General features: G+C 37.4%; 17 protein-coding genes, 1 pseudogene and 1 riboswitch. Of the genes and pseudogenes, 7 read left to right on the top strand and 11 right to left on the bottom strand.

Annotated features, from left to right (window positions below):
- The first annotated feature begins 20 nt into the window (after positions 1-20).
- A complete protein-coding gene (gene mmsB / locus GFU89_RS05620; RefSeq protein ID WP_318846214.1) occupies positions 21-905 on the top strand; it encodes a 3-hydroxyisobutyrate dehydrogenase in 885 nt (294 codons plus the stop codon).
- A 2-nt stretch (positions 906-907) separates the two neighbouring features.
- Positions 908-1,690 (top strand): enoyl-CoA hydratase/isomerase family protein, encoded by a 783-nt coding sequence (locus GFU89_RS05615; protein WP_318846213.1) that lies wholly within the window; start codon positions 908-910, stop codon positions 1,688-1,690.
- An 83-nt stretch (positions 1,691-1,773) separates the two neighbouring features.
- Here the strand turns inward: GFU89_RS05615 and GFU89_RS05610 are convergent, their stop codons facing one another.
- Positions 1,774-2,235, bottom strand: a complete 462-nt coding sequence (locus GFU89_RS05610) for an Lrp/AsnC family transcriptional regulator (RefSeq protein ID WP_047422640.1) — start codon at positions 2,233-2,235, stop codon at positions 1,774-1,776.
- A 194-nt stretch (positions 2,236-2,429) separates the two neighbouring features.
- Positions 2,430-2,615, top strand: a riboswitch (cobalamin riboswitch).
- A gap of 173 nt (positions 2,616-2,788) precedes the next feature.
- On the opposite strand from GFU89_RS05610, the gene metE reads away from it, so the two are divergent.
- A complete protein-coding gene (gene metE, locus GFU89_RS05605) occupies positions 2,789-5,092 on the top strand; it encodes a 5-methyltetrahydropteroyltriglutamate--homocysteine S-methyltransferase (RefSeq protein ID WP_318846212.1) in 2,304 nt (767 codons plus the stop codon).
- Between the two features lie 113 nt (positions 5,093-5,205).
- Here the strand turns inward: metE and GFU89_RS05600 are convergent, their stop codons facing one another.
- Complete coding sequence (locus tag GFU89_RS05600; protein ID WP_318846211.1) at positions 5,206-6,003, bottom strand: AraC family transcriptional regulator; 798 nt, start codon at positions 6,001-6,003, stop codon at positions 5,206-5,208.
- A 126-nt stretch (positions 6,004-6,129) separates the two neighbouring features.
- Positions 6,130-7,545: an aldehyde dehydrogenase family protein gene (locus tag GFU89_RS05595; protein WP_318846210.1), complete on the bottom strand. Its 1,416-nt coding sequence runs from the start codon at positions 7,543-7,545 to the stop codon at positions 6,130-6,132.
- Positions 7,546-8,052: 507 nt separating this feature from the next.
- On the opposite strand from GFU89_RS05595, the gene GFU89_RS05590 reads away from it, so the two are divergent.
- On the top strand, positions 8,053-8,688 hold the full coding sequence (locus tag GFU89_RS05590; protein ID WP_318846209.1) for a DUF1062 domain-containing protein: 636 nt from the start codon (positions 8,053-8,055) through the stop codon (positions 8,686-8,688).
- A gap of 58 nt (positions 8,689-8,746) precedes the next feature.
- Here GFU89_RS05590 and GFU89_RS05585 read toward each other — a convergent pair.
- The 5 genes and pseudogenes from GFU89_RS05585 to GFU89_RS05565 all read right to left on the bottom strand — a co-directional run bounded on the left by GFU89_RS05585 (position 8,747) and on the right by GFU89_RS05565 (position 12,982).
- Positions 8,747-9,979, bottom strand: a pseudogene (locus tag GFU89_RS05585) (RNA polymerase sigma factor).
- A 218-nt stretch (positions 9,980-10,197) separates the two neighbouring features.
- Entirely contained in the window at positions 10,198-11,109 is a 912-nt protein-coding gene (locus GFU89_RS05580; protein ID WP_318846208.1) for a PhzF family isomerase, read from the bottom strand.
- A gap of 140 nt (positions 11,110-11,249) precedes the next feature.
- On the bottom strand, positions 11,250-11,651 hold the full coding sequence (locus GFU89_RS05575) for a DoxX family protein (RefSeq protein ID WP_318846207.1): 402 nt from the start codon (positions 11,649-11,651) through the stop codon (positions 11,250-11,252).
- A gap of 13 nt (positions 11,652-11,664) precedes the next feature.
- Positions 11,665-12,285, bottom strand: coding sequence for a hypothetical protein (locus GFU89_RS05570; RefSeq protein WP_318846206.1), 621 nt, complete (start codon positions 12,283-12,285; stop codon positions 11,665-11,667).
- 64 nt (positions 12,286-12,349) lie between these two features.
- Positions 12,350-12,982 carry a Crp/Fnr family transcriptional regulator gene (locus GFU89_RS05565; RefSeq protein WP_413228575.1) on the bottom strand — a complete coding sequence of 211 codons (633 nt, stop codon included), beginning with the start codon at positions 12,980-12,982 and terminating at the stop codon, positions 12,350-12,352.
- Between the two features lie 160 nt (positions 12,983-13,142).
- Between GFU89_RS05565 and GFU89_RS05560 the strand changes: the two genes are divergently transcribed.
- Together GFU89_RS05560 and GFU89_RS05555 are read left to right on the top strand one after the other, a co-directional pair.
- Positions 13,143-14,198, top strand: coding sequence for an AraC family transcriptional regulator (locus tag GFU89_RS05560; protein ID WP_318846205.1), 1,056 nt, complete (start codon positions 13,143-13,145; stop codon positions 14,196-14,198).
- Between the two features lie 118 nt (positions 14,199-14,316).
- Positions 14,317-15,957, top strand: coding sequence for a serine hydrolase domain-containing protein (locus GFU89_RS05555; RefSeq protein WP_318846204.1), 1,641 nt, complete (start codon positions 14,317-14,319; stop codon positions 15,955-15,957).
- A gap of 94 nt (positions 15,958-16,051) precedes the next feature.
- Here the strand turns inward: GFU89_RS05555 and GFU89_RS05550 are convergent, their stop codons facing one another.
- The 3 genes from GFU89_RS05550 to GFU89_RS05540 all read right to left on the bottom strand — a co-directional run bounded on the left by GFU89_RS05550 (position 16,052) and on the right by GFU89_RS05540 (position 18,938).
- Positions 16,052-16,465, bottom strand: coding sequence for a hypothetical protein (locus GFU89_RS05550; RefSeq protein WP_318846203.1), 414 nt, complete (start codon positions 16,463-16,465; stop codon positions 16,052-16,054).
- A 197-nt stretch (positions 16,466-16,662) separates the two neighbouring features.
- Entirely contained in the window at positions 16,663-17,865 is a 1,203-nt protein-coding gene (locus tag GFU89_RS05545) for an MFS transporter (protein WP_318846202.1), read from the bottom strand.
- 116 nt (positions 17,866-17,981) lie between these two features.
- On the bottom strand, positions 17,982-18,938 hold the full coding sequence (locus GFU89_RS05540; RefSeq protein WP_318846201.1) for a helix-turn-helix domain-containing protein: 957 nt from the start codon (positions 18,936-18,938) through the stop codon (positions 17,982-17,984).
- Between the two features lie 256 nt (positions 18,939-19,194).
- Here GFU89_RS05540 and GFU89_RS05535 point away from each other — a divergent pair, with 256 nt between their 5' ends.
- The gene (locus GFU89_RS05535; RefSeq protein ID WP_318846200.1) at positions 19,195-20,040 is read left to right on the top strand and encodes a hypothetical protein; all 846 of its coding nucleotides are present in this window, start codon (positions 19,195-19,197) and stop codon (positions 20,038-20,040) included.
- Positions 20,041-20,097 lie beyond the last annotated feature (57 nt).

Raw genomic sequence — 20,097 nt, 5'->3', positions numbered from 1 at the left:
CAACTTTAAACTTAAAAATTATGTCAAATATAGCATTCATAGGATTAGGAAATATGGGTGGCCCAATGGCCGTTAACCTGATCAAAAAAGGACATCATGTGATAGGCTTTGATCTTTCAGAAGAAGCTTTGAAAATACTGGTTTCAGAAGGAGGGCAGGCTGCCGAATCTGCTGTAGCTGCCTGTAAGGACGCAGACGTTGTGATTTCAATGCTGCCTTCAGGAAAACACGTTGCTGAACTCTATTCAGAAGAGTTTATAAGCAGCCTGAAACCAAATACATTATTGATTGACAGCAGTACCATTGATGCGGTTACAGCCCGTACAGTGGCTGAACTAGCTGTTTCAAAAGGCTGCAAAATGATAGATGCCCCTGTTTCCGGGGGAACTTCTGGTGCTCAGGCGGGTACGCTCACCTTTATTGTTGGCGGTAAACAGGAAGACTACGAAAAAGCCAGGCCGATACTGAAGTGTATGGGGCAGAATATATTTCATGCCGGAGAATCCGGGGCAGGACAGGTTGCCAAGATCTGTAATAATATGTTGCTGGCCATTCATATGATCGGAACTTCAGAAGCCATCAATCTTGGGGTGAAACATGGTCTTAATCCTCAGATTTTAAGTGAGATTATGCAGAAGAGTTCCGGAAAAAACTGGTCTTTAGACGTGTATAACCCCTATCCGGGAGTGATGGAAAATGCTCCGGCTTCCCGTAATTATTCCGGTGGTTTTGCCGTTGATCTGATGACAAAAGATCTTGGGCTGGCCGCAGAAGCAGGTTTGGAAACCAAAACATCTACACCTCTGGGCAATACCGCATTGAATTTATACAGAATGTGGAGCGAATCAGGAAACGGAAAAACAGACTTTTCAAGTATTATTCAATTTCTAAACAGAGACCTTTAAAAATGATTTTTGAAACATTACTATATCAACAGAATGGACACATTGGAACGTTAACAATCAATCGTCCGCAAGCTTTAAATTCATTGAATGAACAGGTTTTACAGGAACTGAAATCATTTGCTGACCAGATAAAATCAGATAATAATATCAGGGTATTAATTATTACTGGTTCCGGAGAAAAAGCTTTTGTTGCAGGGGCTGACATTAAAGCAATGCAGCAGATGACTCCCGCAGAAGCAGAGGCATTTTCAATTGCTGCACAGACCGCTTTTAACGCTATTGAAGAGCTTCCGTTTGCGGTGATAGCCGCTGTAAATGGTTTTGCGTTGGGGGGAGGTTGTGAACTTGCATTATCCTGTGATATTATTCTGGCCAGCGGAAAAGCAAAATTTGGACTTCCTGAAGTAACACTGGGATTATTGCCTTGTTTTGGCGGAACCCAGCGTTTGCCAAGAGCTATTGGATTATACAAAGCAAGGGAAATGGTTTTCTCTGGAGAATTTTATTCCGCGGAAGCCTGTAAAGATTTTGGTTTTGTCAACCATGTTTTCGCTCCCGAAGAATTACTGAACGAAGCTCAAAAACTGGCAGAAACAATTGCTGCAAGAGGTCCTGTAGCTGTGGCAAAAGCGAAACAGTCTTTAAATACAGGATTTGAACTGCATATCACAGACGGATTGAAACAGGAAGCCGCTTTATTCGGAGAATTGTTCACAACAGAAGATCACAATGAAGGCATCGGAGCATTCATAGAAAAAAGAAATCCGGACTTTAAAGGAAACTAATGGATTGGAAGATAGAGAATTGAAAATAGCATGGTTTAACTTAAGCATCATCTTCCATTTTCAATTCTCTGTTTTTCCATTACTTAAATGGTCAGGCCATGATTGTTTTTTACCTCAGCCATAACAAATGTACTGTGGGTACTCCCGATAGAATCTACAGATCCCAGTTTGTTAAATACAAAATCCTGATAATGTTTCATATCCCGTACCTGAACTTTCAGAAGAAAATCAAAATCTCCGGAAATATTATAGCATTCCGCAACTTCTTCAATTTCTAAAATTTCTTTTACAAAATCATACCCTACAGATCTGTCATGAATTTTCAGCTTGATCTGGCAGAAAACTGTAAACCCCCGGTTGAGCTTTTCAGCATCAAGAACAGCCGCATACCTTTTCACAAATCCTTCCTGTTCCAATCTTTTTACCCTTTCAAAAACCGGCGAAGTGGAGAGGTTCACTTCCTTTGCAAGCTCTTTAACGGTCAGTTTTGCATTTTTCTGGAGCAGCCTCAGCAGCTGTACATCCTTATCATCGAGTTGTTCCACAGAATATTATTCTTTTAGATTATAATAATAGTCAAATGTAAAGAATTATATGCTTTTATTTATGTTTTTAAAAGTTTATTTTGCTTAATTAATTGAGTTTGATTGTGTTTTTATTCTGTATTAGTAATTTTACACAAAATTAAAAACTTTTACTGATAACCATGTTATGGGTAAAAGTACAGTTCTTTAAAGATACTTCATCAAACAGGAAAGGCTTTACATAACGTAAATTAATAGGGAATCGTGTGAGAATCACGAGCTGTCGCGCAACTGTAAGTAACATACAAAGGTTTCTGTCCTTGCATATCCACTGCCAAAAGCGGGAAGGATGACGGAAACTGTTACAAGTCAGGAGACCTGCCTTTACTGAATTGACAATGCTTTCGCGGTCTGAAGCTTTTGGGTCATACAGATGATATATCGAATGAATACATTTTCTCTGTAAGGGAAATTGTGTTGTTGGTTATATCATGAGCCCTGAAATTTTATCCGTTAAAACATTCCGAAGCATTTTAAAAGGGCTTGACATTAAGTTTAATTAAAAAGTTTAAAAATGCAAACTCACATTCTGGGCTATCCGCGTATTGGTAGCAAAAGAGAACTCAAAAAAGCCTGCGAGCAATATTGGTCAGGTAAAATCCTTTTGGAAGAACTTCTGAATACAGGGAGAACGATCTGTACCCAAAACTGGAACATTCAGAAAGAAGCAGGAATAGACCTTATTCCATGTAATGACTTTTCATACTATGATCAGGTATTGGATATGAGCCTTGTGGTAGGAGCAATTCCTACACGTTATCATGAAGTAGTGCTTAAAAAGAACAACTCTGAGCTGGATCTTTACTTTGCTATGGCAAGAGGATACCAGAAAGAAGGATTGGATATCACTGCAATGGAAATGACGAAATGGTTTGATACCAATTATCACTATATCGTTCCCGAGTTTTATAAAAATCAGCATTTTAAACTGAATTCAGATAAAATTTTTAATGAATTTTCGGGAGCAAAACAGGCAGGAATCAATGCAAAACCGGTAATCATCGGGCTGGTTTCTTATCTGCTGTTAGGAAAAGAAAAAGAAGAAGGATTTGATAAACTGGATCTGGCTGGAAACCTTCTTTCCGTATATACTGAGATTTTAACCAAACTTCAGGAACAGGGTGCAGAGTGGATTCAGTTTGATGAACCTTTCTTAGCGTTGGATTTAACGGAGAAAGCAAAAGAAACATATCATTTTGTTTACGCCGAAATAAGAAAACGCTTCCCGAAACTGAAATTGATTGTGGCTACTTATTTTGAAGGATTAAATGATAACGGATCACTTGCGGCATCACTTCCCGTGAATGTATTGCATATAGATCTGGTAAGAAATCCTGAGCAATTGGATGATATTTTGAGTGCTGTTCCAGAAAGCTTAAGCCTTTCATTAGGAGTAGTTGACGGAAGAAATATCTGGAAAAATGATTTTGAAAAATCTTTGTCTTTCATCAGAAAAGCAGTTGAGAAATTGGGATCTGAAAGAGTTTTAATTGCTCCTTCCTCTTCATTACTTCATTCACCGTGTGATCTGGATTTTGAAACTTCCCTTAATCCGGAAATTAAAAACTGGCTGGCTTTTGCCAAGCAGAAAGTAGCAGAAGTGGTAACACTTAAAGAACTGGCATCCGGAACGGAAAATGAACAGATTCTTGCTTTATTTGAAGAAAATAAAAAAGGAATTGCAAACAGAAGAACATCTTCACTTATCCATAATGATGAGGTGAAGCAAAGAGCGAATGCTGTTACTGAAAAAGATGCACAAAGGATCAATACCTTCAAAATCCGTAAAGAAGAACAGCAGAAAGTACTGCAACTTCCTTTATTTCCAACAACAACCATCGGGTCATTCCCACAGACTACGGAGGTAAGAAGCTGGAGAGCAAAATTCAAAAAAGGAGAGCTTACGGCAGAGCAGTATGATACCTTATTGAAAGAAGAAACCCAGAGAACCATCAACTGGCAGGAAGAAATAGGAATAGATGTTTTGGTTCACGGGGAATTTGAGCGTAACGATATGGTGGAATATTTCGGGGAACAGCTGGAAGGTTTTGTATTTACGAAAAATGGCTGGGTACAAAGCTACGGAAGCCGTTGTGTAAAACCTCCTGTGATCTTTGGTGATGTTTCCCGCCCCACGCCGATGACGGTATATTGGTCTCAATACGCTCAATCCCAGACTGAAAAATGGGTAAAAGGAATGCTTACAGGTCCCGTTACAATTTTACAGTGGTCTTTTGTACGTGATGATCAGCCTCGTTCAGAAACATGTAAACAGATTGCTCTGGCCATCCGTGATGAGGTTGTGGATCTTGAAAAAGCTGGAATCAGAATCATTCAGATTGATGAGCCCGCGATAAGAGAAGGACTTCCATTACGAAAAACCGACTGGCAGAATTACCTGAAATGGGCTGTAGAAGCTTTCAGAATCTCTGCAAGCGGAATAGAAGATGCCACTCAGATTCATACCCACATGTGTTATTCGGAATTCAATGATATTATTGAAAACATTGCTGATATGGATGCTGATGTGATTACCATAGAATGTTCCCGTTCTCAGATGGAACTGCTGAATGCTTTTGCAGACTTCAGATATCCAAACGAAATTGGTCCCGGCGTATACGATATCCATTCCCCAAGAGTTCCGTCTAAAGAAGAAATGATTGAACTGTTGAGAAAAGCCCAGAACGTTATTCCTGCCAATCAACTTTGGGTAAATCCTGACTGCGGACTGAAAACAAGACATTGGGAAGAAACCGAAAAAGCTTTGATAGCAATGGTGGCAGCTGCTAAAGAAGCTTCCGTAGAATATGCACTTTAAAAAACTTTAAATAATTAGATTCAATTATTCAGATCGTGTTATGATTTTCATGGCACGATCTGTTATTTTGATTATACTCGCTTTCAGATATATTTTTTTAGATGAAGTCTAAGTTATTTTGCCTGTAATGAACTCGGTGGGTAGCCAAACTGCTTTTTAAAGGCAAAGGAGAAGTGGGATAAATTTTCAAAGCCCAGATCCAGATAAATATCAGAAACCGATCTCCCTTTCTGAGTAAGCAAAAAATGAGCTTCCTTTAATCGTCTTAGTTGCAACCATTGTCTTGGTGGTAGTCCAAATATCTTTTGAAAATCTCTTTTAAAAGCAGACAGGCTTCTCCCTGTCAAATAAGCAAATCGCTCTACATTGACATTGAAATGAAAGTTTTTGTTCATAAAAGTTTCAATATCTATTTTGTAAGGCTCAGAGAAATCAAATAAAATATCTTTAAGACCCGGATCATCGCTCAGCATCAGAAGTAAAGCTTCTTTCTGTTTGAGGCGCAGAAGTTCTGTAGAAGCAGGAAGCTCTTCATAAGCCAGTAAAGAATACATAAAAGAAGTTAATGCCTTTTGATCCGGTTTTATAAAAGCTGGAGTATTGTCTTTCTTTTCTGCCTGATAACCATATTCACGGCTGAAATCTCGTAAGATGGCTTCATCAAAATAGATGGTTACTGTTCTTATCTCCCCATTTTTAGGAGGATATTTTGCAAACTTCAGGAGACGGTTTTTTCTCGCAGAATAAAGTTCACCCTCTTTAAATATTGTCTTTGTGATCCCGTCATTCAGTTCCATTTCCCCGGAAAGAACCAGCCCCAGACTGTGGATTCTTGCAAACTGTTCTCCTTCCCTGAATTCTGAAAAATGACAGGAGTAATTGATCGGTAAAGGAATATTATTTTCGCTCATGGCTCAAACGGTTATTTCTTGATGGATTCTTTTTCAAACTTACAAAACTTTTTTAGTATCAATGATGAATTACTTATTGATTAAAACCTCAAAGCCTGCTATTCACAGACTTTGAGGTTTTTACTATCAGGCAAGAATGGTCTTGGGTTCCAGATAAGCTTCCAACCCGAATACACCATACTCACGGCCGATACCACTTTGCTTAAACCCACCGAAAGGAGCATAAGGATCATGTGAAAAGCCGTTGATACAGATTCTTCCGGCATCAATCTGTGCTGCAACTCGCTCTGCATGCTCTTTGTCAGAAGAACTGATGTAAGCTGCCAGTCCATAAGTGGTATCATTCGCAATAGCAACAGCTTCCTCTTCATTAGTATAAGGAATAATAGACAGCACAGGTCCGAAAATCTCCTCCTGCGCAATACGCATATCATTACGAACATTGGTGAAAATAGTTGCTTTGACAAAATTACCGTTTTCAAGACCTTCCGGTTTCCCTTCGCCGCCTGCAAGCAGGGTAGCACCTTCTTCCTGTCCCAGACGGATATAGCTTTGTACTCTTTCAAACTGCTTGGCGCTTACCATAGGCCCTACAAGGGTATCTTCTTCATCAGGGTTTCCTACTTTTACCTGTTCTACAGCCTTTTTAGCCAGTTCATTCACTTCATGCAATCTGTTTTGGGGAACAAGCAGGCGGGTAGGAGCAATGCAGGCCTGTCCATTGTTCATATACGCTCCGAAGACAGCCATAGGAATCACTTTTTCCAGATCCGCATCTTCAAGAATGATATTCGGGGACTTTCCGCCAAGTTCAAGGGTTACTCTTTTCATGGTATCTACGGCTCCTTTGGCAATAGCTTTTCCTGTAAGGGTAGATCCTGTAAAAGAGATTTTTGCGATATCAGGATGCTGGGTAATTTCTGCACCTACTACATTTCCTAACCCATTTACAATATTGAATATCCCGGCAGGTAATCCGGCTTCATGGAAACATTCGGTAAGCAGCTGGGTTTGGGCAGCACTCATTTCACTTGGTTTGATGACGGCTGTACAACCGGCTGCAATAGCAGTAGCCAGTTTGTTGCAGATGAAACTGTTGCTGGCATTCCATGGAGTAATAATTCCTACCACTCCCAAAGATTCAAAACGTACTTTAGAATGTCCCACTGTCTTTTCAAAGTCATAAGATTCCAGTGTAGTAATGGTTGTGGTAAAGGCTGAAATTGCATTCTGAACACTCATTCTGCAGAACTGTAACGTTCCTCCATATTCATTCACCATCACAGAAACCAGTTCATCTTCCCGTTTACTAACCGCTTCATGTAGTTTTTGAAGTAAACTGATGCGTTCTTCTTTTGTAGTTTTTGAAAAGGTTTTAAAAGCTTTTTTCGCTGCGGCGATAGCCATTCGGGTGTCTTCTTCATTTCCCAGAACTACTTCTCCTGTTTTTTGATTGTTCGTAGGGTTGATAAGGTCAAATGTTTCTGTTCCATTCGGTGTAACAAATTCACCGTTGATGTAAATTGTATTAATCTGTTTCATTTTGATGATTTTAATACGACAAAGTTCGTCAGAAACAGAAAAGACAGGTTTGCTGTATGGTTCAATTTTTATTTGTTGTATGGTTCAGATTTGTGTATAAAATATTAGCTGTTTGTGTTCCTTTTTGATTTAATATGAAAAAATGGTGTGTTCTTCCCTGAAATTGACTACTTTTATCATAACCAAGTAAATAGGTCGTTTTGAGAACAACACTTAAACTTATTATCGTTTAGTATCAGTCTTCGTAACCACAGGCTGATCGTTCTTTCGTTTGGATAATTCTATCCGAACAGGTTTTCATTTCATCATATTATCTACTGCATTGCCTGCAAAAGGCAGCTATATCTGTTGTTTTGGTTTTAATCATTATGATTTTTAAAGACTGAATACAGATCAAATATACCTTAAGAATAGTCTTTGGGTAAATCTCAGATGTATCAACCTTCTTGTAATGCGTGAATAATATTGAAAAAATCCAACAAAGAATACCAAGCACGATTATAAGTAATGAGTACAAAACATATTTGGGAGGTAAAAGCGAAAAATACTCCCTTACTAAAAAAGAAATGCAGTCATTGTAACAGCGACAGGTTTTACTGCAGCGATAAATTCAGATTGAATGCTCAAAAAAAGAATATTGATATATGGTTGATTTACCGATGTGTAAAATGCAGCAACACCTATAACATGACTGTTTTTTCTAGAATAAGAACAGAATCTGTCAGTAAAGAACTCTTCAATAAATTTTCAGAAAACAATACGGAAATTGCCTGGGAATATGCTTTTTCACAGGAAATAAGAAGGAAAAATAATGTAATAACAGATATGGAAAGCGTAGAATATGAAATTCTGTACACTCCCATTCCTGTTGAAGATCTGATCAAAATGGATGATGAGGTGATTTCATTTCAAATACAATGTTCTTTTGATTGTAACGTAAGAGTTTCAACCGTTGTCAGGACATGTTTAGGTCTTTCATCATCTAAATTGAACTTTCTGCTTGATTCAGGTACAGTTTATTTTAATGAAAAACCTTTGCAAAAGAAATACAAGATTAAAAACGATGATATTGTTACTATCAACAAGAAAACGCTGATTGATATCTACTTTATCGGGAAAGAGGAATTACTTCTCAGGACCTAAGATGCTCAATAATAAAAGAACCTCTAAATAATAGTTTGGGAGGTTCTTTTATTTAATTTTACTTTGGCTTTTTTAAAAGATTGACCTGTTTCTGTAAAGTCTGTTTTTCCAGTTTTGACTTTGTAAGACGAATGGCTTCTTCAAAGTGATCAATCGCTTAATTCGGGTTGATTTCAGAATATAAATATCCCAGTAATCCATGATAATATTGGTTGCCCGTGAGATTAAGTTTTTCTGCTTCAGTGACTGCTTTCTCATTTCCACACACTTTGGAAAAAGCAAAAGCTCTGTTTAAGGCAGTAATAGGAGAGTACTCAATGATAATAAGTTGGTTGTAAAGGTTTAAAATATGCTGCCACTTATTTTCAGCAGATGAAGTATGCCAATAAGCAATCCCAGCTTCCAGATGGTATTTTGAAACGGAAGTACTGTCGGCCTTACAGGCTTCTATCAGGTAATAATTGCCTTTTTCGATCAATGCTTTATCCCATAATGTTACATCCTGTTCATCAAAAAGAATAGATTCACCTTCTTCATTGGTCCTTGCATCGAGCCTTGAGCTCTGAAAACACATCAAAGCCAGCAGGGCATTGGTTTTTGGAGTATTGGTCAACTGATTGTCAGTAAGGATCAGGGTAAGTCTTATGGCTTCAAGGCAAAGATCTTTACGGATTAAAAGAGTATTTGTCCTGGAAAAATAGCCTTCATTAAACAATAAATATAAAGTAGTCAGTACCATTTCCAATCGCTGGTGAATATCCTGTTCACGTAAAGAATCTATTGTAAAATGATGTGTTCTGAGAGTTTCCCGACCTCTTTGCAAGCGTTTTTTAATCGTCTCTGTTTTTGAAAGAAAAGCATTGGCAATTTCTTCAATACTGAAGCCGCAAAGAATCTGAAGAGCCAGACATATTTGAGTTTCCCGGGAATTGAGAGGGTTGCAGGCTGCAAAAATCATTTCCAGCTGGCTGTCAGTGATGTTTTTAGTGTCGAAATCTATGACTGGATACTCTTTTTCGGATGTTCTTACTTCTTCTTTGTTTTTTTCAATAATGGAAAGGTGTTTGAAATAATCTTTTGCTTTATTCTTCGCCACCGTATAAAGCCAGGCTGCAGGATTGTCCGGAATTCCGTTTAATGTCCAATATTCCGAAGCTTTCAAAAAGGTTTCGCTGGCAATATCTTCCGCAATTTCGATATGTTTGATATCAAAACTTCTGCAAAGTACAGCAACAATTTTGCTATACTCGGTTCTGAATAAATGCGGGGTTATTTCATTCGGATTTGTCATGGCTGATGAAAAGGCTGTATCAAAGGTAATTACATTGGTTTGGAAGTACAACTGACGCAAGTCTCTTTTACAAATATCTGCGCTATCTGTAAACCTGAGCGGGATAAAAGAAGATCACGCATCGTTTTATATTCTTTCATTGTACTCAATTGTTTAATTCATTTTGATGACGACTAATTTTCTTCAATGGGGACATTTATTTTCTATAAACGCCAGAATTATTTCAAATCCATAGTGGTTCTGAAAACACAAACTGCATTTCCGGTAATACTGATGATATCGGGTTGGCTGTCTTTTACGCTAACCCGTACTTTTACTTTACCAATTCTGTTGATGGCTTCCCCCTGTTTTCCAGTAAATTCAAAAATAGCATCTGCAGTCTCTATGATTTTGTTTTGAATAAGATAACCTCCCAAAGGACCGTTTGCATTTCCGGTAACAGGATCTTCAGAAATACCGATGGCGGGTGCAAACATTCTTCCATTGGTTAATATTTCTTTTTCATCTGTATCAAAAGTAAATACAAAGTATCCGTTACAGCCAATTTCTTTACTAAGTTTTCCTAAAGTAATAAGATCAGGATCCAGATTATTTAAGACCGTATTGCTTTTGATTCCGATCATTACTTTTGAATGACCTGTAGAAGCGATTTGCACAGGACAATTTTCATCAAGATCATCCGTTGTCAGTCCCAGGGCCAGCAAAATTCTTTGGGTTATTGATGTATCAAAAGCAGGACTCAGCACAAATTTTCCCTGTGTCATGGTGATGAGATAATCATTGTTTTCTCTTTCAATATGAATTGGTAATATTCCAATTTGTGTATATATTGCAATTGTACAGGAATCCAGATGATCTTCCTGAGCTTTCGCATAAAGTGCTGCAATGGTGGCGTGCCCGCAGGAAGGAACTTCTGTGGTAGGAGTAAAATACCGAACATGATAATCGAAATTTTCTTCAGGATTATCAGGTTTGAAAACAAATGCTGTTTCAGAATTATTAAGTTCTCTGGCAATAAGCTGCATTTCTTCAGGTGTCATATTCTCAGCGTTTAATACAACTCCTGCAGGATTTCCTTTGAATTTTTCTTTGGTAAAAGAATCAATTTGGTAGACGATAACTTCTTTCATAATGGATGAGTAAGTTTACTGTAAAAATACGGAATCAAATCGGGGATCAGATGCCTGTTTTATTGTCATTTGATAAAAAAATAAACCAGAATCCTGAGATCCTGATTTATCAATTAGTGAATAGAAAATTTTAAGGTATTTTAATCCCACTTATTTTGGGTAGAAACGGCATACTTTCCTGCTCCTGTAAAGAAAAAGCTTAGGCTTATGAGCATATAGATCACCAGTAATTCCAAAGCCCAGCCTCCAAATTCATTAAGTTTGAAAATATTAGCCGTTTGCGCAAGGAGGGTAGCAGTAAAGCAGTTAGCAGCAAAAATTAATCCTGCCAGCCTTGCCCTGAATCCTATAATCAACATAACAGGAGCTATAATTTCACCCGCAAAGACACCATAAGCAAAGAATGCTGGTAAACCGTGCATGGTCATCATATCTTTAATGAATCCAACTCCGTGGATCAGTTTGCTGGTTCCATAAACCGACATGGGAAATCCGATAGCTATTCTGCAGATAAGCATTCCTAAATCAATGTTCTTTTTCATTTCGTATTATTATTTAAAAGTTATATTTTATAAATGCCCCGATATTTTCCAGGGTCTTTTTTCCGTTATTAAACTGATCAAAATTGGAGGCCAGCCCGTACATCATTTTATCCTGTTTCACACCAAGTCTGATAAACTGCAGTCCTCTGGGATATCCGCTGTCATCAAGATTTCCAATAGCCAGTACACTGAAATATCCTTTGAGATCTTTTGTCAGATAAGGAGTATATTCAAATGATATGGACTGCTCCAGCGAAAATCCTTTCTGATAAGTAGTTCCTATGGAGTAGGAGAGAGAATAGCTGGGCTGGACGATCTTGTATTGCAGATAAGCACTGAAAAAGGCTCCCGGATTTTTAATTCCAAACGCTGCGTTGGCGCTAAGTCTTTTGGTAAAGTTATAAGCCAGGGTATTTCTGATGAAGAATATATTTTCTTTGTCTTTGGTGTATTCTGTATCAAATAAAGTAAGATTGTTCAGTTTCAACCGCTCATTCAGCTGATAATTGACATTGTGCATATAGGTATACGACCGATGTCCTAAAACAAGATCCGGAGTATAAGAAAGTTTCTGTGCATTCAGATTCAGGGAAGCTGACGCAAGAGCTGTTATTGTGATGATTTTTGCCTTCATATTTCACTCATTAAATTCTGAGAGCAAAATTATTCGGGCTGGAACGGAATAAACTTAAGAAATCTTAAGAAAGGTCAGACAGGTGCTTTTTTCTGAGATAGCTCAGGTATTCTACTGTGATTCCCAGGTAAGAAGCAATCATGTATTGAGGAAAACGCTGTTCAATATTGCGGTAGGTGCTGACGAATGTCCTGTATTTGGTGTAAGCATCAACTCTTGAATGCTCAAAGGTTCTTTCCTGTAACGTAACATAAGCAGACTGCATTTTCAGCCGCCAGAATTCTGAAATGGCCGGAACTTCTTTGTATAATAATTCCAAATGGCTTTTACTGATTTGTATAATCGTGGTATCTTCATTAGCCTGAATAAACATTCTTGAAGGCAGTTCGCTCAGATAGCTGTACAGATCATTCACCCACCAGTTTTCAATACCTAACTGAGTCGTATTTTCTTTTCCTTTTTCATCAATATGATAAGCGTACAGACTTCCCTGAGCAATGAAGCGCATGTGTCTGGAAACCTGACCTTCACGAAGCAGATATTCTTTCTTTTTGAGTTGGATTATTTCTAATTTAGAAGTGATATAATCAATATCCTTATCTTCTAAAGAAACGATTTCCTTAAAGTGTTTTATCAGCTGTAAAAGTATAGTATCCGTATCCATCATGAAGTATTGTGCTTTGTTCCCAACGATCATGTCAGGGGGCTATAGGCACAAATTTACGGAAATATTAAAAAAATATAGTGAGAAAACAGACTGAATACGAACTGAAAGGATCATAGGTTTTGAAAAATGCAGTCTTCCAATGGGGTAAAGTGCACAAGAAGAAACTATTATTTGTAGTTTTGTGATTATCATGAAAATAGAGAATATGTCATTGATCAACGATTTGGGCAAAATTATTTTTTTCCTGTTTCTGCTGTTGAGCGCTTTCCTGATTACAGCAAAATCTGAAAGAAAACTACCGAATTACTTATTTGCTGCCTTTCTGTTGATTTCTATCATTGATCTTTCCGGGTTTTTCCTGCCACCACCTGATAACAAAATAATCAAAGGATTCAAGATGGCCAGTGTTTTGTTGCAGATGCCTATATATTTTCTGTATGTCAATGCGGCCTGTTATTATAATTTTACCCTTCGTACCAAACATCTTCTTCACGCAGTACCGTTTTTGTTCTTCCTGACCTGGTTCAGTATATCAGTAATTTCTGAGCAAAACAATCAGGCATTTGATGTTGTTTCCACTGTACAGTATTATTTTTATATTGTTGCCGTATTTCTGGTTTTGAGAACATTCAGAAAGCTGTATCAGGAAAACTATTCCAGCAATCATCATCTTACCTATAAATGGCTGATGCAGACAACAATTCTCTTTTTGATAGGAAATACTTTTGTATTGATCAGGGAATTTCTGAAAGATAATGAAACTGCATTTTTATTTTTATATACAGTCAACTCAGTATTTGTATTATTTGTCATCAGCTGGTTTGTATTAAATGCTTTATACCGTCCCAATCTTTTGGCTGGAATCAATAAAGATCTGCTTCCCGTACAGCAGGTACTAGAATCCTCAAAAGAAGAACCGGAGCAATTGAAAAATCTCCTGAAATTTATGGAAACCGAAAAACCTTATCTGGATGATAAACTTACCTTACAGAAACTGGCAGAACAAATCGGTATGCCCGAAAAACAGTTATCCATTTTAATTAATCAGCATACGGGTAAACACTTTTTTGACTTTATCAATGAGTTCAGAATAAACACAGCTAAAGTTCTTCTCAGAAATCAGCCTCAGCTTACCGTGCTTGAAGTTCTGTATGAAGTGGGGTTCAATTCCAAATCTTCATTTTATACTGCCTTTAAAAAAGAAATAGGTGTAACGCCTACAGATTACAGAAAATCAAATGTTTAAATAGTGTCCGATTTTAAGTCGGACTGATTTTTCAGATAAAAAGAGTCCGGTTTCCGGTAGTCGGATATTTAAATCAGTGTAAATTTTCAGATTTGCTTCATCATTAAAATTTAAACAGATGAAACTACAAATCAGATTCGCATTGTTTCTTTTTACTATCCTGAACATCGGATTTTATTCCGGACAACAGATTCCGCAGGATAAAATCCGGAAAGTGGATTCCCTCGTGAACAGCTACTCCAAATCCAATGAACCGGGAATGGCTGTTGGCATTATCAAAGACGGAAAAATACTCTATAAAAAAACATACGGACTCGCCAATCTTGAAGACCGGATTCCCGTGACCGATTCTACGGCTTTTGATATTGCTTCTGTTTCTAAACAATTCACTGCATTTGTGACACTTTTGGCTGAAAAAGAAGGTAGATTGTCATTGGAGGATGATATCAGAACTTATCTGCCAGAGCTAAAAAATCTGCCTTATAAAATTACCATCAGACAGCTGGCTAATCATACCCATGGACTGCCAGATTTTACAAGTATAAAAGGTTTACAGGGAATTGGAACTGAAGTAAGAGTGACTCATACGGATGCAGTAAAAACAGTTTTGGCGATTAAAAGTATCAACTTTAAACCTGGTGATGAATACAAGTACAACAATACCGGTTTTCTGATGCTTGCAGAAATTCTCCACAGGGTTTACAAAAAAGATTTTGTCCAGATCCTTAAAGAATATATTTTCAAGCCATTGCATATGGATCATACGATGGCAGTGAATGATCCGGTGAACATTATTCCAAATAGAGCAGAATCTTATCAGGAAGATAGTTCCGGTTTTGTAAAAACACCTCTTGGACAAATGGAAAATGGCTCTTCCAATATTTTTACTACACTGAACGATTTGTGTACATGGGCAATTAATTTTCAGAAACCATCCGTTGGAAGCCGTGAAATGTACAATAAGATGCAGCAAAGTACTGTTTTAAATACGGGTGAAAAAGTAGACTACGGATTGGGCTTGCAAACCGGAAAGTATAAAGGATTGGATATTGTCTTTCATGGTGGAGGTACAGCCAGCTACAGATCTTATATCCTGCATATTCCTGCCTATCATCTATCTATTGTTCTTATGGGAAATAAAAAGGTTTTTGACGGATTGCTGGTTGCCTACGGATTGGTAGATGTACTGCTTAAAGATCAGCAGGTTCTTCCGGATCCTCCTAAAAAAATAGCTTATACCAGTGCTGAACTAAAGTCTTTTGAAGGTACTTATGAGATGAATCCCGGAAATTATCTGGATATGACAACAGATGGCAAAAATCTTTACTGGAATCATAATAAAACACCTTTAAAAACTGCAGGAGACAATAAATTTAATATTCCTTTTCTTCCCACTGGAAGCTTCACAATTCATCCAGGGAAGTTAACGTTCAGAATTGGTGACTTTACATTTACTTGTAAAAAAGTAATATTAAAACCTTTGAATGAGGATAAAATTGATCTTAATAAATACGTGGGTTTTTATAGAAATGATGAATTCAATACCATCTATCAATTGATTGTCGAAAATAATAAGCTGGTTGCCAGACATTCTATAAACGCTGATATCCCACTGTATTTTCTAAGTGAGGCAGAAGTTTATTCTTATGAATCTATTTTCGGACGACTTGATTTTAAATATGATAAGAACAAAACAATTTCAGGATTTATGCTTTCAGGAGCAAGTCTTAACCATATTGAATTTAAAAAAATAAAATAGTCTTTTGGGGAAATTCTTTTGAATCGTATTTAAAAGAAGAAGACCACAATTTAACTTATAAATTGTGGTCTTCTACAGCTTAGAACTATTTAAACTACGATTCTGTTTTCAAATAACCATAATGCAAAGCTGTTTCTTTTCCGAACAAGCTTGAGAAAATATTCTGAAACTCATGGATGTACTTACACTTTATCGCGTTCCCATATATTTTCAGACCCTCCAGTATTTTTCTGGAACTCAGGTCTATATCATATTTTATAAAAGATTCCGGTCTTTCATACCGTATACTCTGATCCGAACTGTACGTTCTTGAGAATCCCAGTTTTTCAAGCCATTCTTCTGTTATTTTGATAGGTTTAATGGAAGCTGCCGGGACAGAGATACTTTGAATATCATTTTCGATTTTAACAAAATAAGCCTGCTCGACATTGTGAAAGATCTCGGAGATTGTATAAATCTGATTTTTATACTCCACCAAGTTCTTGATTTTTAAATCTGCTACGTTCATAATATTTTGATTTTTAGGTGATGATATAGTCCTGTATAACCAGCAAATACTATGCCCTGCATCATGTTGTTAAGTCTTGTTTTAGTGAAGATTAGGTTAAATTTTCACTATAAAAAATTAATGATATGTTAAAATACTCCCACATAGGCGGATCATAGCAGATTGTAATAAAAAATTGATGTGGTATGTATGTGGTACTAGTTTTTTGTTCTTCCTTTGGGTACTACATTAGCTGTAGCCAGTAGAAGTGCAATGATGACAGATATGATAAGAACTCCTATGAAAACATTCCAGGAATAAGCATGCAGGAGATAACCAGTACCACTACCCAGGATACTTGAACCAAAATAGTAAAACAGCCAGTAAATAGAAGTAGCTGAAGACTTTCCACGTTTGGCATACAATGCAGTCATCTGGCTGGCCATCGTATGAGCTGCGAAAAAGGAAAGCGTAAAAAGACCAAGTCCGAAAATAAGAATATAGATATTTTCAGATAACAACAATGCGGCTCCTGTGAGCATAAACAGGATAGAACCTTTCAGGATATCATTCATGGGAAACCTTCTGGAAAGACGTCCGGTGATCATCGTACCAAAGACTCCGAAAATGTACATGAGAAAGATAAAAGCAATGATAAAATGACTTAATGAAAATGGTTTTGCTTCCAGTCTGAATGTCAGATAATTATAAACGCTCACAAAAACACCCATCAGCAACGCGGCTGTGCAATATAAACGCAGCATATAAGGGTTGGTAAGGAAAAATTTCATCTGTTTTACCTTAAGGTGATAATCTGTTTTCTGTGGATTGAAAAACTTTGATTCAGGAAATAGTTTCCAGAATACAGCTCCCAGAATGAAGCTTTCTATTCCGATAAAAAGAACAGCATTACGCCATCCGAATTCCCCTGCAAGGAGTGTAGCCATTATTCTTCCGCTCATTCCACCAATGGTATTACCACTGAGATACATACTGATGGCTGCCGGTACTGCCAGAGCATTCACTTCTTCTGTGAGATAGGCCAGAGCAACTGCAGAAACTCCGGAAACAACAAAGCCTTTCATTACTCCGATAGCGATCAGGAGGCTTAAACTTGGTATCCAGGTGGAGATAATGGTAAGTACAGCAGATGAAATCAATGAAAAGACCATCAGACTTTTCCTTGAATAACTGTCCGCTTTAAAAGCAAAAAATAGTAATCCCAGTGCCATACCTATTGTGGAGGAAGAGACAAGCAGGGAAGTATCACCTACAGATACCCCAAACTGTTCTGCAGCCATAGGCAGCATCGGCTGGAAAAGATAAAGCTGTGCAAAAACAGAAAGTCCTGAAAAGAAAATACAAAGTTTTATATATCGGAAACGTGAGCCTCCCTGATTGGCTTTTTCAGATGAATTCATGATTTTTTTTGCAATTAAAATGCAGTGGTTTAACAGAAAATTAAGTTCTGTAAATTTCCTGATTATTTTTCGGATTTAAAAATCATTATCTCAATCATAGGTATTGGTGAAACAAATCAGTGGATTTGTAAACTGCTGATATATTCGGAAGGAGTAATACCTTCCATCTGTTTAAAGACCCTGTTGAAAGTAGACTGGTTGGAGAAGCCTGCTTCGGTATAAATATACATAAGGGTTACTTTCTCAATATCATTTTCAGTAAGCAGTCTTTTTACACACTCAATTCTGTGCCTATTCAGATAATTATTGAAGTTGGGATATCCTTTTACACGGATGGATTTTGAGATATAGCTGCTATTGATATCCATTTCTGCAGCTAGCTTTGAAATATTGAAATTAACATCTTTATACAATTGTTTTTCTTTCATGACAAGTTCAATTTTCTCAAACAGCTCATCTGCAAAAGGAGCTTTTTCTGTCACCAATATGGATTGAACTCCCGGATTCAGGGCTTTCTCCTCAATTTCATGGTAAATTTCAACTCGTTTTATTTTATCTTTAAAATAAATCAGAAGGGATATTACGGCTACATTAGAAACCATAAGGATAGTATCTGTAATTCTTACATCATCCTGACTGTGCAGAGGGAAGTCAAAGCTGAAGTTTTTTGAAATAAGATATCCCACAATAATATTCAGTAATACAAACAGGCTGTAGATCAGGACATATTTCCTCTGAAAAAAAACATAGGCTGCCAGCGGAATCGGGATAAGCCAGACAAAACTTGCTATAGAATTGCTCCAGAAAGCAAGCATGATATAAAAATTGTAGAGGGTCGCAATCACAATATAGGAATGCACCATTACATTTACCGAATACGTTTTACGCACAATCAGGTAAGTGTAGATCAGTAAAAAAAGTCCTCCAAAAAGATACCAGGCCATTATTTTATCCGGGATGATAAAAGTAAATATCAACCCAAATACAGCAAGAATCACAGACATTAGAATGTTGTAATAATACACCAGCTGTCTTTTGTACTCTTCAATTTTTATGTCTTTTGCGGTAGTCATTTGTGGCAACAGATAATTTTTAAATCATTTCAATGCACTTTATAACAGTCAAATATCAAAAATGACTGCGGTAAAATATTGATTGTTAGTTATTTGTGTTTTGGTAAGCCGTTTCCGGTTTTTCATTGATAATTCAGGAATTTGATTTATCAGTGCAGATAACTTTGCACCAGCTAGCTCAACAATGGTTAATTGATGACCTGTCAATTGACCGTCATGATTTATTCATCCCTAAATTTTAAACAAATATACTAAAATGAAGAAAATAAAATTACCTCTTATTGGCATAATGATGTGTACATCAGCTGCTCTATATTCCCAGGTTGGCATCAATACAGATTCTCCTAAAGTAACATTACACGTAGAAGGAAAGCCGGATGTAACTACCGTTCCTGATGGTGTAATGGCTCCCAGAGTAACGGGTGATCAGCTGCGGGCGAAAGATGATGTCTATTTAGCGGCGCAGACCGGAGCATTGGTGTATGTGACTCAAGCTGTGACGATGCCTTCTGCAAAGACAGCAAAAGTAGATAAAGCCGGATATTATATGTTCAACGGAACTACGTGGAAGTTTGCATTTGGAGGAAAAGACGATGATATTACCATTGGAGACCTTATCTACTACCATGGAAGCATTCCTGCAGGTACCTCCGGAGCTGGTACGCTGGCCAGTACCTATCTTTCCGATCTTCCTGTGTTGGGAGGTTTCTTAAGACTGGATGCTCAGTTTAACAGCAGCTCATCAGGTACAGGGGCAGCCACTACTTTTAATCCAAGACTTTATAATGCAGGAACTTCAGATGTGAAAATCTGGGTTTCGGAAATGTCTACCCATACCGGTGATTCTGACAACGGAAATATTAAACTATCACCAGGAGCCTACAGACAGTTTGATGATGGCGTCTATCTTACACAGTCCCACAATGAAACGGTAACATTTGATATTACGATACAGGAACCGGAGCCAAGATGGTACAGAGTGTATTATGCATTCCGTGTAGATAACAAATCTACAACAGGAAGCAGTGATGCTACTACAACGGATTCTAATACTGCTGATAATACAAGAGAACTGTTTCTTTCTGTGCAGAGGTTATATTAACAGAACGTTTTTCTATGATTCTAAAAACACATTGATTCTATAAAAAATTAACCGATC

This window comes from Chryseobacterium sp. JV558, from assembly GCF_033712365.1.
Lineage (GTDB): Bacteria > Bacteroidota > Bacteroidia > Flavobacteriales > Weeksellaceae > Chryseobacterium.
This window is presented reverse-complemented; position numbering and strand designations above follow the sequence as displayed.